This is a genomic window from Methylomusa anaerophila, assembly GCF_003966895.1.
Taxonomy (GTDB): domain Bacteria; phylum Bacillota; class Negativicutes; order Sporomusales; family Sporomusaceae; genus Methylomusa; species Methylomusa anaerophila.
Genome location: NZ_AP018449.1, coordinates 2,167,824 through 2,182,500 on the forward strand (window position 1 = coordinate 2,167,824; position 14,677 = coordinate 2,182,500).

General features: G+C 46.9%; 12 protein-coding genes and 1 rRNA gene. 11 read left to right on the top strand and 2 right to left on the bottom strand.

Features of this window, described 5'->3' with window-relative positions; all coding sequences use genetic code 11:
* Positions 1–216 precede the first annotated feature (216 nt).
* The gene (locus MAMMFC1_RS09695) at positions 217–1,626 is read right to left on the bottom strand and encodes a sensor histidine kinase (RefSeq protein WP_126308335.1); all 1,410 of its coding nucleotides are present in this window, start codon (positions 1,624–1,626) and stop codon (positions 217–219) included.
* Positions 1,623–2,303, bottom strand: a complete 681-nt coding sequence (locus tag MAMMFC1_RS09700) for a response regulator transcription factor (protein WP_126308336.1) — start codon at positions 2,301–2,303, stop codon at positions 1,623–1,625. Before MAMMFC1_RS09700 ends, MAMMFC1_RS09695 begins: the two co-directional genes overlap by 4 nt.
* Positions 2,304–2,433: 130 nt before the next feature.
* Between MAMMFC1_RS09700 and MAMMFC1_RS09705 the strand changes: the two genes are divergently transcribed.
* The 11 genes from MAMMFC1_RS09705 to MAMMFC1_RS09755 all read left to right on the top strand — a co-directional run bounded on the left by MAMMFC1_RS09705 (position 2,434) and on the right by MAMMFC1_RS09755 (position 14,557).
* Positions 2,434–3,408 (top strand): biotin--[acetyl-CoA-carboxylase] ligase, encoded by a 975-nt coding sequence (locus tag MAMMFC1_RS09705; RefSeq protein WP_126308337.1) that lies wholly within the window; start codon positions 2,434–2,436, stop codon positions 3,406–3,408.
* A 214-nt stretch (positions 3,409–3,622) separates the two neighbouring features.
* Positions 3,623–4,180: a biotin transporter BioY gene (locus MAMMFC1_RS09710; RefSeq protein WP_126308338.1), complete on the top strand. Its 558-nt coding sequence runs from the start codon at positions 3,623–3,625 to the stop codon at positions 4,178–4,180.
* 143 nt (positions 4,181–4,323) lie between these two features.
* Positions 4,324–5,088: a type III pantothenate kinase gene (locus MAMMFC1_RS09715; protein ID WP_126308339.1), complete on the top strand. Its 765-nt coding sequence runs from the start codon at positions 4,324–4,326 to the stop codon at positions 5,086–5,088.
* A gap of 120 nt (positions 5,089–5,208) precedes the next feature.
* Positions 5,209–6,180 (top strand): tRNA dihydrouridine synthase DusB, encoded by a 972-nt coding sequence (gene dusB / locus MAMMFC1_RS09720; protein ID WP_126308340.1) that lies wholly within the window; start codon positions 5,209–5,211, stop codon positions 6,178–6,180.
* A 301-nt stretch (positions 6,181–6,481) separates the two neighbouring features.
* Complete coding sequence (locus MAMMFC1_RS09725; RefSeq protein WP_126308341.1) at positions 6,482–7,444, top strand: hypothetical protein; 963 nt, start codon at positions 6,482–6,484, stop codon at positions 7,442–7,444.
* A 242-nt stretch (positions 7,445–7,686) separates the two neighbouring features.
* On the top strand, positions 7,687–8,205 hold the full coding sequence (locus MAMMFC1_RS09730; RefSeq protein ID WP_408631233.1) for a transcriptional regulator: 519 nt from the start codon (positions 7,687–7,689) through the stop codon (positions 8,203–8,205).
* A 21-nt stretch (positions 8,206–8,226) separates the two neighbouring features.
* On the top strand, positions 8,227–9,129 hold the full coding sequence (locus MAMMFC1_RS09735; protein WP_126308343.1) for a quinate 5-dehydrogenase: 903 nt from the start codon (positions 8,227–8,229) through the stop codon (positions 9,127–9,129).
* Between the two features lie 15 nt (positions 9,130–9,144).
* Positions 9,145–10,299, top strand: coding sequence for an NAD(P)H-binding protein (locus tag MAMMFC1_RS09740; RefSeq protein ID WP_126308344.1), 1,155 nt, complete (start codon positions 9,145–9,147; stop codon positions 10,297–10,299).
* Between the two features lie 232 nt (positions 10,300–10,531).
* A complete protein-coding gene (gene greA, locus MAMMFC1_RS09745; RefSeq protein WP_232035754.1) occupies positions 10,532–11,011 on the top strand; it encodes a transcription elongation factor GreA in 480 nt (159 codons plus the stop codon).
* Between the two features lie 111 nt (positions 11,012–11,122).
* The gene (gene lysS / locus MAMMFC1_RS09750) at positions 11,123–12,607 is read left to right on the top strand and encodes a lysine--tRNA ligase (protein WP_126310546.1); all 1,485 of its coding nucleotides are present in this window, start codon (positions 11,123–11,125) and stop codon (positions 12,605–12,607) included.
* Positions 12,608–13,006: 399 nt separating this feature from the next.
* Positions 13,007–14,557, top strand: a 16S ribosomal RNA gene (locus tag MAMMFC1_RS09755).
* Positions 14,558–14,677 lie beyond the last annotated feature (120 nt).

Consider the following 14,677-nt stretch of genomic DNA (forward strand, 5'->3'; position numbering starts at 1 on the left):
TTCTAAGGAGGGAACTGCTTATAAACCGTCATCTGCGTCGTTGCTTCTGCGTGCTTCACTCCAGCGTACATCCCAGTACGCTTGCGTTCCAGTACTCGTCGCGCCTAGCAGCTAACGATTTCTAAGCAGTTCGTGGCAGTTGTTAGGCTGAGCACTATTTACAAAGAAGAACAGACTTGGCTGGGAAACCAAGTCTGTGGCTTTATATTAAGCTTGTTATTTTTCGGTTGGCAACGTGAAGCGGAAAGTGGTGGCCTGGTTCGGGATGCTTTCGGCGGATACTTCGCCGTTCATGGCTTCGACGAGCTTTTTGGTGATGGCCAGGCCTAGACCGGTGCCGCCGTCGGCGCGGGTTCGTGATTTTTCTACGCGGTAAAATCGTTCCCAGATGCGAGGCAGGTCGGAGGGTGAAATGCCTGGGCCCTGGTTAGACACGGATATTTCGGCTTTATTGCCAATTTGGCTGAGAGATATCGTAAGGGGTGTTGCCGGCGAGGCGTAGCGCACGGCATTGGTTAGAAGATTTGACATTACCTGGCTGAATCGATCGGGGTCGGCCCAGGCATATATTTCCTGGCTTGGCAGGTTGAGTATCAATTGAAGTTCCCTTTTCGTCAAAAACGGCCCGATTTTATCTGCTTCCCTGGTAAGGGCCGCGCCCAGGTTGAGTTGCTGCCTGATAACGGATAATTCGCCGGCATCTAATTGCGAAAGCTCCAATAAATCATTGATTAAACGGCTGATTCGCCGGGTTTCACCCACAATGCTCTCCAGATATCGCTGGCGTTGTTCCGGGTGCGTAGCCAGTCCGTCCAAAATGGTTTCCGCCAGTGCCTGGATGGAAGCTACCGGAGTTTTAAGCTCATGGGATACATTTGAGAGGAAATCGCGGCGGTTGTGCTCCGCTCGGGCCAGTTCCTCCGCCATGCTGTTAAAAGTTTGCCCTAATCTGCCGATTTCGTCCTGTGAGGTGGCATTTGTCCGGCTGGTATAATCACCCTTGGCGAAGCGGACCGCTGTTCGGCTGATATCGCCAATTGGCCGGGTAATGCTGCGGGACAGGAAATAGCCGATAACGACTGTGGCTAAAACACCTGCAATTAAGGAATAGAGAAGGAGTTGCTCAATAACAAGAGCGTTTCTTTTGACACCTATAATGGGGGAATAGAGAAACAAGGCGGCGGAGGAATTGGCTGATTGAACAGGCAGCGCAACAATAATCGCAGTATTACCTCGCTTACGGGGGCGCAAAATCACTTGCGTACCGCCACCTGTTGACCAATCGGCCATATCCCATAATTCGGCCAAACTTTCGATTTGTTGTTCACTCCAATGCTGTGGCGGTTGTCCGGCGATGACTGATCCGTCCCGGTCCATAAGCCACATCATTCCCCCAGTCATATCACTCATACGGTTTAAAAGGTCATCGGCGGGTTTTCTACCTTCCGCCATGATGGGATTGATGATGCCGACGGCAGCACTGCCTTGAGTCAAAAGGTCGTGTCGTTTGCTTTTCAGCAGATGATTCTGCACCAGATAAGAGGTTAATACACCCAAGGTTATTGTACTGATTAAAATGACGGCAATATGAGACAAGAGTATTTTACCAAAGATTGTCCTGGTCATTTGCCTGTTACCTCAAATTTATACCCAATACCCCAAACAGTATGTATGTATGCCTGGGCGGGATTATCAATTTTATGGCGAAGACGCTTAACAGTAGCATCAACTGTCCTGTCGTCGCCGTCAAAGTCGTAGCCCCAGACGTTGGTCAGGAGCTGCTCCCGGGAGAAGACTAATTTAGGGTGACGTGCGAAAAACAGGAGTAACTCATATTCTTTGGGCGAAAGGGCCGCGATTTTGCCACCGGCAGATACAACTTGGGCCGACGGATCAATTATGAGTCCGGGAAACTCCAGGTTACTGCCGGCATCGTAGATAAGACCGCTGCGGCGCAGGACTGCTTTTACTCTGGCTACCACTTCCCGCGGGCTGAATGGTTTGGTGATATAATCGTCAGCTCCCAGGGAAAATCCGGCTAATTTATCGGCCTCGGCGCCTTTGGCGGTAAGGAAAATGACCGGGACTTCCCTGGTTATGGCTTTACATACTTCCAAGCCCGAAAGTCTAGGCAGCATAATGTCAAGGATTAATAAATCGGGTCGGAATTTTTCTTCCATTTCCAGGGCTTGTTGTCCGTCTGCCGCTGTGTATACGACGTATCCTTCCTGTTTAAGGTACAGGCTTAGCACTTCACAGATGTTAGGTTCGTCGTCTGCCACCAAAATTTTGATTTCGGACATTTGGTTCACCTCCATTACCATTAAATGTTATCATATTTTTTATTTGGACAGCAAATATATAATTGACGTTTGTTAACCATTGATATATTATTAGGATAACAATGGCAAGAAATCTTTGGGAGGAAGGGCGTTGCGGGCGGAAATTCTGGACTTTTTGCGACAAAATCAAGGGAAGTACGTTTCGGGGGAAGAGATTTCCCGTGAACTTAATGTATCCCGAACTGCGGTATGGAAACATATTAGGGCTCTAAAACAGGATGGTTATCAGATTGAGGCCCACACCCGTGCAGGCTATTGCCTGCGGGGAACTACAGGTAGACTGTTGCCTGAGGAAATTAAGGCAGTTTTGACGACAAAGGTTATGGGGCAGGAAATATACTATTATCCCCAAATTGGATCCACAAATAACGAAGCTAAAAAACTTGCCGCCGGCGGATGCCCGGAGGGAACCATTGTTGTTGCGGAAACTCAAAATACCGGCCGCGGCCGACTGGCGCGCGGCTGGTTTTCCCCTTATGGCAAGGGTATTTGGATGTCGGTTGTCTTAAGGCCGCCTTTTAGCCCCCTGGAGGCATCAAAATGCACACTGATGGCAGCCGTCGCCGTAAACCGGGTGATTCGTCAGGTGGCGGGAGTATATTCCGGAATTAAGTGGCCTAATGATATTTTGTTTCAGGGCAGAAAGCTTGTTGGCATTTTAACCGAAATGAGCGCAGAAATGGATGCCATTAACTATGTCGTTATCGGTATGGGAATCAATGTAAACATTGAGGAGCGGGAGTTTCCCGGCGAGATTGCCGCAACGGCGACATCTTTACTTGCTGTGTCGGGACGTGAGATTGATAGAAGGATGTTTTTAGCCGCTATTTTAAAAGAATTGGAAACAGCGTATCACCTGGTTCAAACCGGCGGCTTTACATCAATACTTGACGACTGGCGATCCCAATCTATTACTCTGGGTAAAAATGTGGATGTAATCGGCCCGGACCACCGCTATAGTGGCCTGGCAATAGATATTGACAACGAAGGTGCCCTGCTGGTAAAAACAGCACAGGGTGTTAGGAAGGTGTTAGCAGGAGATGTCTCCATACGACCTGTTGTTTAGCTTCACGATAAGGGGGGAACTGCTTATAAACCGCCATCTGCGTCGTTGTTCCTGCGGTCCTCACTCCAGCGTACCACCAGTACGCTTGCGTTCCGGTCCTCGTCACGCCTAGCATCTGACGATTTCTAAGCAGTTCGTGGCATTTGACTACTTGAGCACTTCAATGGTTTTTTCATGTTTATTATTCTTAATTACCTTTAGGAGGGAATACCTGATGAATGTACGAGGTATGGTTTTGACCGGTTTGTTTGCTGCGTTGCTTGCGGTGAGTTCTCAGGTTTCCATTCCAATTGGCCCTGTGCCCATTACCCTTCAGGTTATGTTTGTATTATTAGCCGGAATGGTTTTAGGTAGTCGGCTGGGGTTTGCCAGTGTTGTGGTGTGGGTGATGCTGGGAGTGTTTGGCTTGCCGGTATTTGCCCAGGGAAAAGCCGGCGCCGCGGTCTTAATCGGACCTACCGGCGGGTATATTTTTGGTTATATGGTATGCGCTTATTTTGTCGGCTATATAGCGGAAAACTACGAACCGACATATAAACGCATTATGCCGGCCATGCTGGCGGGGCTGGGGTTGATTTATGCTATGGGACTATTGGGTTTCATGTTGTCTTTTGAGTTTGTGCTGAATAAAGCTATGACAATCGACAAAGCTTTATCATTGGCTGTGCTGCCGTTCCTGCCTTTAGATTTGTTGAAAACAGTTGCCGCAGCCTACATAGGAGTGCGGCTGCGACGCGCTTTAACGCGGGCCGGACTGATTATGGCGAGGTAGGGTCTATGGGGAGCGGCTGCGACGCTGTCAATTCTTTAATGCGACATACATATATAGTATAAGTTTACGTTTACATTTATCCTGTTTTTCAGTACAATTAAATGAGTTAATACCGGACCATGATAACAGGGGGACTTTTCTTAATGCTACTAGTATTTGACGTTGGCAACACCAATATTGTTTTGGGTGTTTTCAACGGTGACCAGTTACTTTATCACTGGCGGGTATCTACTGATAAGCAAAAAACCGGCGACGAATACGGCATGCTTATCAATAACCTGTTTAGTTTCCGCAGTCTAAGTATGAAAGATATTGAGGCCATTGTCATTTCATCAGTTGTTCCGCCCCTTGTCGTTCCTCTTATCAGGATGTGTCAGAGGTATTTCCAGGTAGAGCCGTTAGTTGTGGGGCCTGGCGTCAAAACGGGAATGTGCATTAAATATGAAAATCCGCGTGAAGTTGGTGCAGACCGCATAGTCAACGCCATTGCTGCTTACAATAAGTATGGCGGGCCGGTTATCATCGTGGATTTCGGTACGGCGACCACTTTTTGCGCGGTGGCGGAAAATGGAGATTATATAGGGGGCGCCATTGCCCCTGGTATCAACATATCTACGGAGGCTTTGTTCCAACGGGCAGCCAAGTTGCCGCGTATTGAATTGATTAAGCCGAAAACAGTTATTTGCCGGAATACGGTAAGCAGCATGCAATCAGGCATTATTTATGGTTTTGTAGGCCAAGTGGACGAGATTGTCCGCAGAATGAAGGAAGAGATGGGGGCTGAGCCGCTGGTTGTGGCGACCGGCGGGCTGGCAAACCTTATTGCCCAAGAATCGCATACTATTAATAAAGTAGACAGCTTCTTGACTTTGGAAGGCTTGCAGCTTATTTATGAACGAAACCAATAATATATAATATGGATAGCGCATTTTCAGGCGATCAATAGTTGTCTGTTGACAGACACTAGGACCGCCTTTTGCTTTAACTATAATACAAATAATGTAAAACTTATTTTTCGAGGCGAATATATGCGCATAGGCAATATTGAACTTGATAACCCGCTGATTCTCGCTCCTATGGCCGGTGTTACCGACTTGCCATTTCGCCTGCTGGCTAAGGAAATGGGCTGCGGCCTTGTTTACAGCGAGATGGTAAGCGACAAAGGACTGATCTATAATAACTGTCATACTTTAAAAATGTTGCAAGTCGACGCCGGCGAACGTCCGGTAGCTATTCAAATATTTGGCTCTGATCCTGATTGTATGGCGCAAGCAGCTGAGATTGTTGAAAAGGCGGGGGCTGACATAATCGACATCAACATGGGCTGCCCTACCCCTAAGATTGTGAAAAACGGCGAAGGAGCGGCTCTCATGCGTAATCCGGGACTGGCCTACCGTATTATGGCATCTGTCGCCGCCGCAGTAAGTGTGCCTGTTACTGTGAAAATCAGAAAGGGTTGGGATGAAGCTTCTGTCAATGCAGTGGATATAGCCTGTTTGGCTGAGCGGGCAGGGATTGCCGCCATTGGTGTTCACGGACGGACACGGGAGCAGTTTTATGGGGGGAAAGCCGACTGGGACATTATCCGGGCGGTTAAAGAAGCTGTAGCAATACCGGTCAACGGGAACGGTGACATATGGACTCCGGCCGACGCTGTTCGGATGATCAACACAACGCGTTGTGACGGCATCATGATTGGACGGGGAGCACAGGGAAACCCGTGGATTTTCCGGCAAACTAATCATTATTTAAGAACAGGCTTGATTTTGGAAGGCCCGACTTTGGCTGAACGCATTGCCATACTGCTGCGGCATTTGGATATGCTGGTGGAGTATAAAGGTGAATATATTGGTATTAGGGAAATGAGAAGCCACGGAGCCTGGTATACAAGGGGGCTGCCACGATCAGCCGAGCTTCGCCTTAAGTTTAATCAGGTATTGAGCAAAGAAGACTTCATTGCCGTCTTAGAGGAATACCGGCAACAGGCACAAGAGGAATAAAAAAGGTTTAGAAGACTACCTAAACGTCATCTTGCTCAGATTATCAAATGCCACGAACTATCCTAAAAATCTAAAACGTCATAAGACAAAGGAACCGGAACCACAGAGACACAGAGAACGCAGAGGGGCACAGAGAAAGGATAATGAAGAGCGTTGAAAAACAATAAATAATTAATCCCTCTGCGTTTCTCCGCGTCCTCTGCGCCTCTGCGGTTAAACAGCCGTTACCTCTTTGGTCCCTTTACCATCAAGATTTACAGGATAGGCGCACCTTATTTATATTAGAGAGGACGGGTTTAGCATGCATATGCTGATTATGCCTGTGGCAAATGGAATTTTACCCAGACCGCAGGGCGGAAAAATGTCAGGTATGTTTATACTCGAGCATGGAGGTCAACTCCTGAAAGACGTGGGAGTAGACCGGGAAATTCTTATTTGTCCATGGGTGGTTAACGAGCAAGAGTTATATCCTGTGGGGGTAATAGTCCGTATTGTGGATATATGGGACCAGCGTATTGTTGACGACAGCGGTAATGAAATATCGGTACTTATGGCTACGCTTGAGGGGCGTGGGCATGCCCGCTGGTACACTACCGGCATGACGGCAAATTACATTTATTCTACTGATGTGGAAACCTTGAATTTAATGAAAATGCGCAAGGAATACCCTGCTATCTCCGGCGCCGGCTGGCTTGCATCAGGTGGATATACGGAGTTTAGGGACAAAACTGACCTTCCTGTTACGATTTACGGTCAGGATTTAGAAACAGGGCAGGAAGTAAGTATTACTGCCAATCTTGGAGGTCTTGTAGAACCTGAGCAGGCTCATACCATTGAGCATTCGATCATTCGGGCCCTAAATACATGTTGTTTATGTACACCCCGTACTTTGATTGAAGCTATGATGCTGGAAACCGACGAACTGAAAAAATCTGTGGAAACCAGTATAAAATATACGCTGCCGGAGGCCTTAGGCGTGACCGCCAGCGGGGCATGCGGCAATCCGATGACCAATTTGGCTCAGCTTTATTTGACGCAGGAACTGGCCGGCAATCTGGAGGCGGGCCGATCCCTTTACGAATCACTGGATAAGGCCCGCCGGACTACAATGTCGCAGCTTACAGAGGATGTTGGTCTGACAATGCACCAGGGCCTCAGAGTGTTGCAGGGACTGAAAAAAGGTATGGCTCATGATGATACTCTGTTAAAAAAAGATATATATAAGAAGGTAATCAGCCGTTTTCCCTTCGATCCGTGGGGCTAACGGTTTTTTTATTTTATTATAGTAAGAAAGTATATGTTTAGGACGGCGCAGGACAGCCTTATTAACGCTTCGACACTGCCGCTTAACCTTCGCTTATAATAAGGCTATCCTTTGCCTGCCGGTTGTCAAAAAGACGCGTTAGCTTTTTTATTATTTTGTAAAAATTGATAAAAATATAAAAATGCTAAGATAAATGTATGTACACAACCCTGTGCACATATAATATGCGGGGGATGATTGGTGTGCTGAGGATAGGAGAAAAGATTGTAAATCGCCAGAAAATTCACCAAACGATCGATTCTATTTTGGAAATGCGTTGTAACGGCCTGTCCCAAATCGAGGTAGCTCAGCAAATTGGAGTTGACCGGACCTTTATATCGCGTTTGGAAACCTTGGGAGAAATCCGTAAAGGTGGCCGGATCGCAATCATAGGTTTTCCAATAAAAAATTGCGACGAGATATACGCTGTAGCGAGACAGGAAGGTATAGACTTCTGCCTGGTATTATCCGAACAGGAAAGATGGGATTTTGTTCAAACTAAATCAGGAATTGAATTATTTAACACAATAGTGGACATGTGTGCCAATGTAAGGAAGCACGATATTGTTATTATCATCGGTTCCAACATGCGTATCAAACTCATCGAAGCTTTGATTGACAAGCCTGTTATCAGTGTTCAAATCGGAGAGTCGCCTATCGAGGAGGATAAATACGTTGACCCGGAAGATATCAGAAATCTCGTGCGACAACTCAGATTTTAGGTAGGAGGACACGATACTTTAATGAAGCGGGTAGTCAGCGTAAGTTTAGGATCTTCAAAACGCAACAGCAGTGTTACTGCCGATTTTGGCGGGTATAGGTTTCAGATTGAAAGAATAGGCACTGACGGGGACAAGCAGGAAGCGATGCGATTGATGCGGGAAATGGATGGAAAAGTGGATGCCTTTGGTCTGGGTGGAACGGATTTATATGTTTACGCCGGTACCAAGCGTTATATGTTTCGGGAATCGGCGCGTCTGGCAGCCGTAGCCCAAATTACTCCCGTAGTGGATGGCAGCGGTATAAAAAATACCCTGGAGCGCCGGGTTATCCCGCATCTTGCAACCAAGCTCGGGCTTAATTTTAGCCGTCTTAAAGCGTTGGTAGTTTGTGCGGTTGACCGTTTCGGGCTTGCTGAGGCTTTGGTTCAATCCGGCAGCAAAGTAGTATTTGGCGATCTTATGTTTGGCATAGGCTTACCAGTCCCTATTCGTTCCCTGGCAGGGCTAACAAGATTAGCAACTTTGATTGCGCCCGTGGTAACCCAGCTTCCTGTTAATTTTTTTTATCCAACCGGTTCCCGGCAAGGTCAATCTACGCCGAAATTCGGCAAATACTTTCGGGAAGCGGATATTATAGCCGGGGATTTTCATTATATACGCCGCTATATGCCGGCAGGACTTGCCAACAAAATGATTATTACGAACACAGTAACGCAGGAAGACGAAGTGTTTTTAAAAGACCGGGGAGTTACAACCTTGGTAACTACCACTCCGGAAATGGGCGGACGGTCTTTTGGGACAAATATTATGGAGGGAATACTTGTTACCTTATCCGGAAAACGCCCCGAAGATCTTTCCAGCAGTGATTACGTGAAATTATTGGATGAGATAGGCATTGAACCGCGGGTAAAACAGCTTTCTTAAGGAGGCGCAGAGATCTTGGAAAAGTTTGCCTTTATTATTCATCCACTGGAGGCCAAAGATTTTGGCAGAAAGTTTTCTTTTGCCAAGAATTGGCCGGATAGTTTCGTCGAGACTGTTATAAAGTACATACCGCCATTTAAAATCTCCAATATTAAAGGGATTGAATCCGAGCACAATCAGGCAGAGGGGTGGTTTGTCGGTTGTCCGCTTACTTCCCGTCAGATGATCAATATGCCGGAAGATTTGGTCTTAAAAAGGATCATTAAAGCAGGGAAAGTTGCGGAAAAACTAGGCGCCAGAATTGTCGGACTTGGCGCGTTTACCTCTATAGTTGGTGATGCGGGGATTACTATTGCCAATAATTTAAATATAGCGGTGACTACCGGCAACAGTTACACGGTTGCCACTGCTCTGGAGGGCACCAGACAGGCGGCTAAGGTCATGGGCATTAATATGGAACGGGCAAATGTGCTTATATTAGGGGCTACCGGCTCAATCGGGTCTGCATGTGCCCAAATTCTCGCCCGGGAAGTTTGCTACTTAACCCTGGTCTCCCGCGATGAAGCCAAGGTAGAGAAACTCGCCAAACAAATTTTAAAAACTACCGGATTAGCCGTAAAGGTTATGGCTAATACTAAATACGCAATTCAAAATGCGGATATTGTAGTGGCGGTAACAAGCGCCACCGATACTATCATTGAGCCGGAAGATCTCAAATCCGGGGCCATCGTTTGCGATGTGGCCCGCCCGCGCAATGTGTCACGGCGAGTGGCTGAAACACGCAACGACGTGTTAGTGATTGAAGGTGGTATTGTGGAAGTGCCGGGGGATGTAAATTTTGGCCTGAATTTTGGCTTTCCCCCTAAAACAGCTTATGCCTGTATGGCGGAAACCATGATATTGGCCTTGGAAGGTCGTTATGAGAACTTTACGTTAGGACGTGATCTTACCGTTAAACAAATCGAAACAATTGAAAAACTAGCCCAAAAACATGGCTTTAAATTAGCCGGGTTTAGGAGTTTCGAACAAGCCTTGACCCAGCAACAGTTATCGCTAATAAAAAGCAATGCCGTTGCGCAAGCTCGCCAGTCTCTTATATCACCAAGGACGAATGGGACGAATGCTTTAGAAATGATTGACAAACAACGTGATTATGCCTATAATAGATGAAAAATAGAGAAGGTTCATTTTAACGGAGGCCTCTCTTAGTGCCAAAGTGTCAAGTTGCTACTTGGCACTATTTATATTGCCTTACGGTCTATTTTGCCGTATCATTAATCCCAAGGCAGGCATTTTCCGTTTATAAGAATAAAATAGTTAATAAAATAGTTTATGAAGAGCATTTTTTAAATATTTGAAAAAATGCGTTGGGTGCGCAATAACAAAAAGAGGAGAATGCATTATGGAAAAAGAAATTGTACTTACAATTGACGGTCTGAAGAAGATAGAACAAAAACTTGATCATTTGAAATCTGTCCGTCGCCGGGAAGTAGCTGAGCGCATTAAACAGGCCATTGAGTTCGGAGATATTAGCGAAAACTCCGAGTATGAGGATGCCAAAAACGAACAGGCTTTCATCGAGGGGGAAATTCTGACTTTAGAAAACATCCTCCGGAAAGCGAAAGTAATTGACGAAAATGACATTGCCACCGATGTCGTCACCCTAGGCTCTACTGTTACCTTGAAGGATCTGGAATTTGGGGATGAACTTGAGTATACCATCGTAGGTTCGGCGGAAGCAGATCCGACGGAATCGCGCATTTCCAACGAGTCGCCGGTGGGTCAGGCTATTCTAGGCCAAAAAGTTGGCAGTATTGTGGAAGTGAATGTACCGGCAGGAATGCTAAAGTATGAAGTTGTGGACATTCAGCATCGGCATTGATCTTTCGATTGCTCAGCAATTGCCTTAATTTACAATTGTATTGCCATGCGACATATAGCATGGTATTGCTATTTTATGTATGATAGGAGAGAAATCATAAGTATGGCGGATATGGAAGAGTTACAAGAGCAATCGGTTGAAGAATTAAACGAACTTATGCGTGTTCGACGCAGTAAAATGGCGGACATAATCGGGCAGGGCATTGAGCCTTTTGGCCGTAAATATTATGTGACCAACCACGCCCAGGACATCCTGGAACATTATTCTGATCTGGAAGGTGCCACTGTCCGAGTGGCCGGGCGTCTGATGGCTGTTCGCGGCCATGGTAAAGCCAGTTTCGCCCACATTATGGATGTCTCAGGGAAGATTCAGATCTATTTTCGGCAGGATGTAATGGGAGAATCCGCCTATGAACAGTTTCATCTTCTTGATATTGGCGATATTATTGGGGTTGAAGGAACGGTTTTTAGAACGCAAAAAGGTGAAATAAGTATTAAGGCAGCCAATTTTGAGTTTTTGGCGAAATCATTACGTCCACTACCGGAAAAATGGCATGGACTCAAAGATATTGAAACACGTTATCGTCAGAGATATCTTGATTTAATTGTTAACCCGGAGGTTCGCAACAATTTTATATTGCGCAGCAAAATCATAAAATCGATACGTAATATCTTAGACGAACGTGGCTTTCTTGAAGTAGAAACGCCGATGATGCATCCGATCGCCGGCGGCGCTGCGGCAAAACCGTTTGTCACCCACCACAATGCTCTGGATATGAAACTTTATTTAAGAATCGCACCTGAGCTATATCTCAAACGCCTGATTGTCGGCGGCTTTGAAAAGGTTTATGAACTTGGCCGCGTTTTTCGTAACGAAGGAATTTCCATCAAACATAATCCTGAATTTACTATGGTGGAACTCTATCAGGCCTACGCTGACTATGAAGATATTATGCGGTTGACCGAGGAAGTAGTGGCTGGAGTCACCCGGGAAATTCTCGGAACTGCCAAAATTACATATCTTAATCAGGAAATTGACCTTACTCCGCCCTGGAGCCGGCTAACCATGACGGAGGCGGTTAAAAAATATGCTAATGTTGACTTTTCTACCGTTGCTTCTATTGATGAAGCGCGGGCAATAGCTGATAAACTGGGTGTTAAATATGAGAAAAAGCATGGCATAGGCGCTATCTTAAACATCATTTTTGAAGAGAAGGCCGAAGAACATTTGATTCAGCCAACTTTTATTATTGGGCACCCGACGGAAATTTCACCATTGGCTAAACGTAACAAAACCAACCCGGATATTACCGACCGCTTTGAGGCTTTCATTTTTGCCAGAGAAATTGCCAATGGTTTTTCGGAGCTGAACGATCCCATTGATCAGGAAGGTCGCTTTTCTGATCAATTGGCCCAGCGGCTGGCTGGTGACGACGAGGCTCATATGATGGATGAAGACTATATCACAGCGCTTCAATACGGCCTACCTCCCACCGGGGGATTGGGTATCGGCATTGATCGACTGGTTATGTTCTTAACTGATTCTTACTCGATTCGTGATGTTATCCTATTTCCCCATATGCGGCACAAGGACTAAGGTGAAATGGCCTGTTATTCAGGCCATTTTCACATATATTTACATTTGACATATTGCTGGCAGACTGCTATCATTATAAAGGTCGTTTGGATGAATTCCAGCGGATTATAGAAAACTTTAAAAACTATATTGACACAACTCGGTAAAATGTGTTAATATAAAAAACGTCGCAGTGATACAGCGACAAAATTTAGCAAAAAAGAAGCAAAAAAGATATATTGACATTACGTAATAAACGTGTTAATATATCAAACGTGTTCTCTGAAAACTGAACAATGTAAGATAAATACGCCAGATGTGCGGTGCTCAACGAGCACTAACAACAAGTTGGATGGAAAGCATCCAACACAAGAATTTCTGATGATATTGAGCCAATAAAACGGCTCCAATAATAAAACTTTATTGGAGAGTTTGATCCTGGCTCAGGACGAACGCTGGCGGCGTGCTTAACACATGCAAGTCGAACGGGGAGTTAGCAATAACTCCTAGTGGCGAACGGGTGAGTAACGCGTAGGCAATCTGCCTTCTAGATGGGGACAACACCGCGAAAGTGGTGCTAATACCGAATGAGATATAAGAGATGCATATTTCTTATAAGAAAGGTGGCCTCTGAAGATGCTACCGCTAGAAGATGAGCCTGCGTCTGATTAGCTAGTTGGTGAGGTAACGGCTCACCAAGGCGACGATCAGTAGCCGGTCTGAGAGGATGAACGGCCACACTGGGACTGAGACACGGCCCAGACTCCTACGGGAGGCAGCAGTGGGGAATCTTCCGCAATGGACGAAAGTCTGACGGAGCAACGCCGCGTGAGTGAAGAAGGTTTTCGGACTGTAAAACTCTGTCTTGAGGGACGAACGTATTATAGGTAAAGAATCTATGATAATGACGGTACCTGAGGAGGAAGCCACGGCTAACTACGTGCCAGCAGCCGCGGTAATACGTAGGTGGCAAGCGTTGTCCGGAATTATTGGGCGTAAAGGGCGCGCAGGCGGGTCTTTAAGTCGAAAGTCTAAGTGCGGGGCTCAACCCCGTATGGGCGTTGGAAACTGGAGACCTTGAGTGCAGGAGAGGAAAGTGGAATTCCCAGTGTAGCGGTGAAATGCGTAGAGATTGGGAGGAACACCAGTGGCGAAGGCGACTTTCTGGACTGTGTCTGACGCTGAGGCGCGAAAGCCAGGGGAGCGAACGGGATTAGATACCCCGGTAGTCCTGGCCGTAAACGATGGGTACTAGGTGTAGAAGGTATCGACCCCTTCTGTGCCGGAGTTAACGCAATAAGTACCCCGCCTGGGGAGTACGGCCGCAAGGTTGAAACTCAAAGGAATTGACGGGGGCCCGCACAAGCGGTGGAGTATGTGGTTTAATTCGACGCAACGCGAAGAACCTTACCAGGGCTTGACATCGATTGGAACATTCAGAGATGGATGCCTCTCTTCGGAGACAAGAAGACAGGTGGTGCATGGCTGTCGTCAGCTCGTGTCGTGAGATGTTGGGTTAAGTCCCGCAACGAGCGCAACCCTTATCCTTTGTTGCCAGCGCGTAAAGGTGGGAACTCAAAGGAGACTGCCGCAGAGAATGCGGAGGAAGGCGGGGATGACGTCAAGTCATCATGCCCCTTATGTCCTGGGCTACACACGTACTACAATGGGCTTCAACAGAGAGAAGCGAAGCCGCGAGGTGGAGCCAAGCTCACAAACAAGCTCTCAGTTCGGATCGGAGGCTGCAACTCGCCTCCGTGAAGTCGGAATCGCTAGTAATCGCAGGTCAGCATACTGCGGTGAATACGTTCCCGGGCCTTGTACACACCGCCCGTCACACCACGAGAGTTGGAAACACCCGAAGCCGGTGAGGTAACTGAAAAGAGCCAGCCGTCGAAGGTGGGGCCGATGATTGGGGTGAAGTCGTAACAAGGTAGCCGTATCGGAAGGTGCGGCTGGATCACCTCCTTTCTAGGGAAAAGCAGAGAGCCAGGTTTCTAGGAGCGAAAGCGACGCGGAAACCTGAGCGAATCGCTTAGTTCTGAGCGGAAGCGAAGAACATCCTATAAGCGAGCTCTAACTTCCAAGGTC